Source organism: Streptomyces sp. A0958, assembly GCF_004795035.1.
GTDB lineage: Bacteria > Actinomycetota > Actinomycetes > Streptomycetales > Streptomycetaceae > Streptomyces.
The window spans coordinates 123035-131270 of the sequence record NZ_SSBK01000020.1; the positions used below are offsets into that span (position 1 = coordinate 123035).

Here is an 8236-nt window from a genome sequence, read left to right on the forward strand (position 1 = left end):
AGCGGCAGAAAGCGGGGGCGGGGAGCTGCCGCTCCCCGCCCCCGCCCCCGTCACCCCCGGCGGGCGCCCGCCCGGGTGCGGCGGCGCAGGGCCGGGGCGGCCGCGCGGCGGCCCGCCGGTGCGGGCTCGGCGTCCTCCGGCTCGATCGCGTCGGCGACGGCCCCGGCGAGGCGCTGTGAGAGGGTGGCCGCCGTCGGGTTGCGGAACACGTCGCGCAGGGTGAGGTCCTGCCCGAACTCGGTGCGTATCCGGTTCAGCAGACGCACCGCCAGCAGCGAGTGGCCGCCGGACTTGAAGAAGTTGTCGTCCGCCCCGATGTCACGGCCGCCCAGCACATCGCGGAAGATGCCCAGCAGCCGGGCGTCCGTGCCGCCACCCGCCGCCGCGCCCGGCGCGGGCGCGTCCTCCTCGGGCAGGACGGCCGGGTCCTCACCGGGCGCCGGCAGCCAGGCCGTCCGCACCACCCGGGCCGGCGCCAGGTACTCGGGCAGCCGCTCGGCCGCCCAGGCGCGCAGCGTGCTCTCGGCGGGCGGCGTGCCCGGGGCGCAGGTGACGAGCGCGAGGAGCCGGCCGTCGCGGACGAGGACGCGCGCACCGGTCACCGCCGGGTGCCGGGTGAGGACGCCCTCCACGTGGCCGGGCTCGACCGGATAGCCGTTGACGGTGTGCAGGGCGACGGGCCGCAGGACACCGTCCGCCCCCGGGTAGGCGCGCCGCCCGGTGGCGCGCAGCCCGCCGCCGGGGGCCGGCTCGTGGACCTCGCCCGGGACGCGGACGGGGGTGCGGCGCCCCTGCGCGTCGAGGACGACCTCCCGGCCGCCGTCGCCGGGCGCGGGCGGCCCGTACCGCAGGGCGGAGAGCGGGGCCCCGGGCTCGGCGGCGAACGCGTCAAGGGTCTCGGCGAGGCGCCGGGTCAGCAGGCGGGCGGTGTCCGCGTCGTACAGCGCGGTGGCGTACTCCAGGACGCCCCGCAGCCCGGTCTGCGTCCCGTCAGGGCCGACGGTCTCGGTGAGCGCGAAGGTGAGGTCCGACTTGGCACCGGCGCCCCGGAAGGCGAGCGGTTCGCCGTCCAGCGCCGACGGGGCGGAGGCGTCTCCCGCCCCCGCCGCGTGCACCTGGAGCATCACCTGCACGAGCGGCGCGTGCGCGGTCGACCGGTGCGGGCTCAGATGCTCCACCAGCCGGTCGAACGGCAGGTCCTGGTGGCTGTAGGCGGCCAGGCCCGTGTCGCGGACCCGGCGCACCAACTCGGTGAAGGCGGGGTCGCCGGAGGTGTCGGTGCGCAGGACGAGGGTGTTGACGAAGAACCCGACGAGCGGATGCAGCGCCTCGTCGGCCCGGCCGGCGACGGTGGTGCCGATCGCCAGGTCCTCGCCCGCGCCGTGCCGGGTGAGCAGGGCGGCGAGAGCGGCCTGCACCACCATGAACAGGGTGACGCCGTTGTGCCGCGCACACCGCAACAGCGCTCGGTGGGTTTCGGCGCTCACCTCGAACGGGGCGAGCGCGCCCCGGCCGTCCGGTTCGGGCCGGCGGGGCCGGTCGGTGGGCAGCGCGAGCAGCGGCGGCATCCCGTCGAGCGCGGTGCGCCAGTACGCGAGCTGTTCGGCGGCGACACCGTGTTCCCCGTCCAGCAACTCGTGCTGCCAGAGCGTGTAGTCGGCGTACTGGACGGGAAGCGGCTGCCACCCGGGGGCCCGGCCCTCGGCGCGGGCGGCGTAGGCGGCGGCGAGATCGGCGAGGAGGCAGCCGGTGGACCAGCCGTCACCGGCGATGTGGTGCACCAGCAGAACCATCACCTGGCCCCCGCCGGTGTCCTCCAGGAGCCAGGCCCGGAAGGGGATCTCGGCGGCCAGGTCGAAGACATGACCGGCCGCGGCGTCGACGGCGGCGCGCAGCTCGTCCGGCCCGTCCGTCCGCACCACTTCCAGCACCGGTTCGGCGTGCTCCAGCACCTCCTGGTACGGCTCGCCGTCCGCCGACCTGTGCACCGTGCGCAGCACCTCGTGCCGTCGTACGACGTCGGCGAGGGCGGCGGCGAAGGCGGCCCGGCCGACCGGGCGGCGCAGCCGGGTCACCACGGGGATGTTGTAGGTGGCGCTCGGGCCCTCCATCTGGTCGACGAACCAAAGCCGTTGCTGCGCGGCGGACAGCGGAAGACGGGCCGGCCGCAGGGCGGCGGGCACCGGCCGCAGCACCGGCCGTACGGGCCCGTCGCCCTGCTCGTCCAGCCGGCGCAGCAGCCGGGCCGGGGTGGGCGCCAGGAAGATGTCGCGGATGGCGGTCTGGACGCCCAGCGCCTTGCGGATGCGGTTGGTGAGCTTCCCGGCGAGCAGGGAGTGCCCGCCCAGCTTGAAGAAGCTGTCACCGGGCCCTACCTCGTCGCGGCCCAGCACCTCCGCGAACAGGCCGCGAAGGATCTCCTCGCGGGGGTCGGCCGCGGAGCGGGTACGCGGGGCCTCGCCGTCGCGCGGCCCGCCACGGTCGGCGGCGTTTTGCTGCTCGGCCCGGGTAAGGGCCTCGTGCCGGCGGTCGATCGCCTCGCGCTCCGAGGCGGAGAGCAGACCGATCCGGCTGACCGGTGTGCCGGCCGGCTGCTCGGCGTACGCGGTCAGCGCACGGTGGAACAGGGAGAGGAGCAGGCGCGCGGTCTCCTCGTCGTAGCGGTCGGTCGCGTACTGGAGGCCGAGCAGTACCCCGTCGGGTTCGCCGTCGGGACGGTACGTCTCGGCACAGTTGAAACCGAGGTCGAACTTGGCGGTGGCCAGGTCCGCTGCGTCGAGGGTGCCGGATACGGCACCGAGACGGCAGGTGGTTTCCTGTGCGGTCTGCGTGGTCAGCATCACCTGGAAGAAGGGGTGCAGGCCGAGGGACCGCTCCGGGTCGAGGTCTTCGACGAGCAGGTCGAACGGCAGGTCCTCGTGGGCCATGGCGGCCAAGTCCCGTTCGCGGACCTGGTCCAGCAGCGTGCCGAGGTCCGGGTCGGCGGACAGGTCGGCGCGCAGCGCGAGGGAGTTGACGAAGAATCCGACGAGGTCGTGCAGATCCTCCTCGGGCCGGCCGGCGACCGGTGTCCCCACCACCACGTCCGCCTGCGCCCCGGCCGCCCGCAGGGCGAGGCAGAGGGCGGCCCGGGCGGTCATGAAGAACGTCGCGCGGTGGGCGCGGGCGGTGCCGGCGAGCGCCTTGTGGGCGGCGGCACCGAGCCGGGCGGTGACCAGGGCTCCGCGGTGGCTGGGCTCGGCGGGGCGGGGACGGTCGGCGGGCAGCCGGGTCGCGGCCGGTACGCCGTCCAGCGCCGCCCGCCAGTGGGCGAGCTGTTCATGGGCCGTGCTGTCGGGGTCGTCGGGGTCTCCGAGCATGTCCCGCTGCCACAGCGCGTAGTCCGCGTACTGGACGGGCAGTGGTTCCCATCCGGGGGCGCGGCCCTCGCTCCGGGCCCGGTAGGCCCGGTCGAGGTCGGTGAGCAGGCAGCCGACGGACCAGCCGTCGGTGGCGATGTGGTGCACGAGCAGGACCAGGACGGCGGTTCCGTCGTGCACGGTGAACAACCGGGCCCGCAGCGGCAGGTCGCGGGTGACGTCGAAGGGGAGGCGCACGAAGGCGGTGACCCGCGCGTCCACCTCGTCGCCGGGCGCGCACTCCTCGGTCTCCAGCCGCACGTCGGGATCGCCGACGATGTGCTGGTACGGCTCCCCGTCCTCGGCCAGGTAGACCGTACGGAGCACCTCGTGGCGGTCCACCACGTCGCGCACCGCCGCCTCCAGGGCGCGCCGGTCGGGCGTCGCCTCCAGCCGCAGCACGACGGGCGCGTTGTAGGCGGCCGACGCGCCTTCGAGGCGGTTCAGGAACCACAGCCGGTGCTGCGCGTACGAGAGGGGGATCACGGTTGCTGCTCCTCGGGGATGACGGGGGCGGGCGGGAGAACGGGCCGGTGACGGGGCGGAGTCGGGGCTCAGCCATCCTTCGCGGCCAGCAACTCCTCGATGTGGGCGGCGAGGTCGCGCAGCCTCGGGTGGGCGTAGACCGCCTTCACCGGCAGGGCCAGGGAGAGTTCGGCCCGCACGCGGGAGACCAGCTTGATGGCGAGCAGCGAGTGGCCGCCGAGCTTGAAGAAGTTGTCGTCGGGGCCGATCGACGCCGCGCCGAGCACCTGCGCCCAGACCCGGGCGATCAGCTCCTCGGCCCGCCCCTCGACGCCGTCGCCCCGCACGGATGCCTCCGCGGTCTCGGCCGCCGCGATCCGGGCGGGCAGCGCGGACCGGTCGAGCTTGCCGCTGGGGGTGGTCGCGAACCGGTCGACGGCGACGAACGCGGACGGCGTCATGTACGCGGGCAGCGCGGCCGCCACGGCGGTACGCAGCGCCTCGGCGTCCCCGCCCCGGTGATAGGCGATCAGGCACGGGCTGCCCCCGGCGTCCTCGCCCAGGACCACGGCCGCCTCGGCGGCGCCACCGGGCCGGGTCAGGACGGCCTCGATCTCCTGCACCTCGATGCGGTGACCGCGCAGCTTCACCTGGCCGTCGAGCCGGCCCAGGTGGACGAGCCGGCCGTCCGCCAGCAGCCGGCAGCGGTCCCCGGTGCGGTACATGCGGTCGCCCGGCGCGCCGAACGGGTCGGCGACGAAACGCTGCGCGGTCGGACCGGGGCTGCGACGGTAGCCGCGGGCGACCCGGGGCCCGGCGAGATACAGCTCCCCCGCCTCGCCGGGGGAGACCGGCACCAGGTGTTCGTCCAGCAGCCGCATCCGCAGCCCCGGAAGCACGGCACCGATGTGCGGCTCGCCCGGCTCCTCGATCCAGCCGGCGGTGGCGTCGACGGTGCACTCGGTGGGGCCGTACACGTTCACGGCGCGCAGCACACCGGAGCGGCGTGCGGCCGCCAGCCGGTCCCACAGCGCCGGGCCGATCGCCTCGCCGCCGACGAGCAGGGTCAGCGGGCGGGGGCCGCCGTCCGGGGTGAGCAGGTCCAGGAGCGGTTCGGCGTGCGACGGGGTGATGTCGAGATCGGTGAGGCCCTGCGCGTCGACGAAGGCCGCCAGCAGGGCGGGGTCGCGGCGGGTCTCCTCGTCGATCATCACCAGCGTGTCGCCGCGCGACAGCCGCACCCACTGCTGGACCGACGCGTCGAACGACGGCGAGGCGTTCCACCCCACCCGCCGGCCCTCACCGCTCGCGGCGCCCGCGCCCTCCAGCTCACGCAGCAGCAGGGAGGCCGCGCCGCGCCCGATCTCCACACCCTTGGGCCGGCCCGTGGAGCCTGAGGTGTAGATGACGTAGGCGAGCGTGTCCGGGCCGACCGGAACCGGCGCGTACGCGGTGGCCGCCCCGCCCCGGGAGGCCATCAGCTCGTCCGCCGTGACCGCGCGGGGACCGGGGAGCGCCGGGCCGGCGCCGTCGGTGACCACCAGGTCGGCGCCCGAGTCCTCGATGAGCAGGCGGCGCCGTTCCTCGGGCAGCGCCGGGTCGACCGGCAGGTAGGCGGCGCCCGCCGTGAGCGTGCCGATGATCGCGGTGACCAGACCGGCGCCGCGCGGCAGACACAGGGCGACGACGCTCTCCGGCCCGGCGCCGAGCCCGGCCAGCCCCGCCGCGAACGCCGAGGCCCGCTCGCGCAGCTGGTCGAAGCTCAGTTCCCGGCCGTCGGCGACGACCGCGGTGCGGTCACCGGGTACGGCGGCGAGCCGGGCCATCAGGTCGGCCGCTCCGGTCCCGGCCGAGGCGCAGGCGTCGCAGGGGCAGGCGGCCGGGTGGGACGGGTGGGCGTGGCTCGGGTCCGCCGGGGCGGGGGCGGCGGCGACGCGCTCGGGGAGTACGGCGGTCATGGCGGGGCTCACTTTCCGTACACGGTCGTGGCGGGGGCGGAGGCCGGGGAGCAGTCCGACAGCGGCACCGGCTCACCCATGGCGACGAGGATCTTCCGGTCACCGGTGAACGCCTCGCGGCCGTGCGCGCAGAGGATGTTGTCGACCAGCATCAGGTCACCGGCCTGCCAGCTCTCCCGTACCGTCACCGACCGGTACACGTCGTTGACGGCGTCCACCTCGGCGTCGCTGAGGGCGCTGCCGTCACCGAGGTAGGTGTTGAACGGCAGCCCGTCCGCACCGAAGGTGTCGACCAGCACCTCGCGGACGTCCTCGTCGAGGGTGCGGGCGTTCCAGAACGCGAAGTGGTTGAACCAGACCCGCTCACCGGTCACCGGGTGCGTGATGATCGCCGAACGGCGCTGCCGGGTACGCAGCGTGTCCTCGTCCAGCCACTCGTAGCCGATGGCGTGGGCGTCGCAGTACTCCTCGGCACCCTCCGGCCGGTCCGAGGAGAACGCCTTGCGCCACGGCATGCCCGCCAGGTCGGAGTAGTTGCGCACCAGCAGCCAGCCCGCCTCCGCGAACCGCGCGGTCATCTCCGGCGGCAGCTTGGCCAGGGCCGCGCGCATGTCGCCGACGGTGGTGGCGCCTCCCGTCTCGGGGGCGGTGACGCAGCCGAAGAGCAGCACGCCGGGGAAGTCCAGCGTGTAGCTGTTCTCGTTGTGCAGCCGGATCGGCTGGACGGCCGGCAGGTCGGTGGAGGAGAACACCCCTTCCCCGAAGTCGGTGCGCGGCGTCGCCTTCTCCTTGTAGCCGGCCCGCTCCGCGACGAGCGCGTCGCGCGCCGAGGCGAACGTCGCCGCGTCCGTCACCGGCAGGCCGCGCAGCATGACCGCACCGGACCGGTGCAGTTCGGCCTGGATCGCGGGCCGCTGGGCGGCCAGCCAGGCGGTGGCCTCCGCCATGGTGGCGAACTCCGGCGTGTGGACGATCGCCGGCTTGCCGGGCTCCCGGACGGGGGCGATACCGGTGGTGGCGGGCGGCTGGGCGAGAGCGGTCACGATGGGTTCCTCTTCCTCGGGTGCGGATCAGTGGTCGTGGGGCCGACGGGCGTGGTCACGCGGCCGTGGCGGCGGAGTCGCGAAGGGTGCTCAGGACCGGGATCAGGCGGGCGAGGAAGCCCGGAAGGTCCTGCTGGAAGTAGAAGTGGTCGCCGGGCAGCACCTGCGGCACGACCTCCCGGCCGGTCACCTGCGACCAGCCGGCCAGCATGGCCGCCGGGACGATCGTGTCGGCGTCCCCGCCGAACACGGCGACCGGGCAGTCCAGCCGGGCGTCCGGGGCGGTGCACCGGTAGGCGTCGTCGATCGCGAAGTCGGCCCGCATGGACGGCAGAACGATCTCCCGCAGCTCCGGGTCGTCCAGGATGCCGTCGTCCGTGCCGCCGCGCTCCTTGATGGCGGCGACCAGCTGGTCGTCGTCCAGCCGCTCCGGGTGCACCGGGCACTGGTTGGGCAGCACCGGCGTCCGGCACGAGGAGGCGATCAGCCCGCGCGGGCCACGGCCGGCGGCCCGCAGCGCACGGGCCACCTCGAAGGCGACCAGGGCCCCCATGCTGTGCCCGAACACCACCAGCTCACCGGTGTCGGCCGGCAGCGAGTCCACCACGGGCTGCGCCAGGTCGTCCACGGATTCCGGCAGGTCCTCGCAGTAGCGGGCGCCGCGCCCCGGGTACTGGCCGATCAGCAGCCGCACATCGGCCGGCAGGTGCTCGCGCCAGTTGCCGTAGGCGTGGGCGTTGCCCCCGGCGTGCGGCAGCACCAGCAGCGACAGGCGGTGCGGGGTGTCACCGGGGAGGTCCCAGACGACGTCTTCGGGGGCGGGGGCCGCGGAGGTGGTCATGAGCTGATCCGTTCTGTCTCGGTGCGACGGCGGAGGGTGGGCCGGGCCTTCTTCTTGGCGGCCGGCGCGGTCTTCAGCGCGGTGATGTGCTCGGCGAGCCGGGCGGGCGTGGGGTACTCGAAGACGTCGCGGACGGTGAGCCGGACGTCGAGGGCCACGGCGATGTGGTTGGTGAGGCGGGCGCCCAGGAGCGAGTGGCCGCCGTGGTGGAAGAAGTCGTCGTCGATGCTCAGCGCCTCACCGGCATCCAACGTGCGGGTGAACAGCCCGACCAGCGTCTCTTCGAGCGGGGTACGCGGCGCCCGCCCGCCGGCCGAGACGACGGCTGCCGGCTCGGGCAGGGCCCGCTTGTCGATCTTCCCGTTGGGGGTGAGGGGGAGCCGGTCGAGCGGGGTGAGGTAGGTGGGGACGAGGTGTTCGGGCAGCTGGGCGGCGAGGTGGCGGCGGACGTCCTCCATGGCCACGGCACTGCTGACGACGTAGGCGGAGAGTTGGTCGTGGTGGGTGGTGACGGTGGCCTGGGTGATGTGG

The 8236-nt window shown here is 75.1% G+C and carries 5 protein-coding genes; all 5 read right to left on the reverse strand.

Translation table 11 applies throughout. The features are described from left to right. Positions 1–50 precede the first annotated feature (50 nt). Positions 51–3884: a condensation domain-containing protein gene (locus E6P78_RS20540; RefSeq protein ID WP_136205085.1), complete on the reverse strand. Its 3834-nt coding sequence runs from the start codon at positions 3882–3884 to the stop codon at positions 51–53. 68 nt (positions 3885–3952) lie between these two features. Then, positions 3953–5821 (reverse strand): non-ribosomal peptide synthetase, encoded by a 1869-nt coding sequence (locus tag E6P78_RS20545; RefSeq protein ID WP_136205086.1) that lies wholly within the window; start codon positions 5819–5821, stop codon positions 3953–3955. 8 nt (positions 5822–5829) lie between these two features. After that, a complete protein-coding gene (locus E6P78_RS20550; protein WP_136205087.1) occupies positions 5830–6864 on the reverse strand; it encodes a TauD/TfdA family dioxygenase in 1035 nt (344 codons plus the stop codon). 55 nt (positions 6865–6919) lie between these two features. Then, entirely contained in the window at positions 6920–7705 is a 786-nt protein-coding gene (locus tag E6P78_RS20555) for an alpha/beta fold hydrolase (protein ID WP_136205088.1), read from the reverse strand. After that, on the reverse strand, positions 7702–8236 hold a 535-nt coding region (locus tag E6P78_RS20560), incomplete at its 5' end, for a phosphopantetheine-binding protein (RefSeq protein WP_136205089.1). The genes E6P78_RS20560 and E6P78_RS20555, both read right to left, overlap by 4 nt.

Excerpts from the sequence above, each read along its gene's own strand:
- E6P78_RS20545 (WP_136205086.1), bottom strand. The coding sequence starts at position 5,821 with ATGACCGCCGTACTCCCCGAGCGCGTCGCCGCCGCCCCCGCCCCGGCG.
- E6P78_RS20555 (WP_136205088.1), bottom strand. The coding sequence starts at position 7,705 with ATGACCACCTCCGCGGCCCCCGCCCCCGAAGACGTCGTCTGGGACCTC.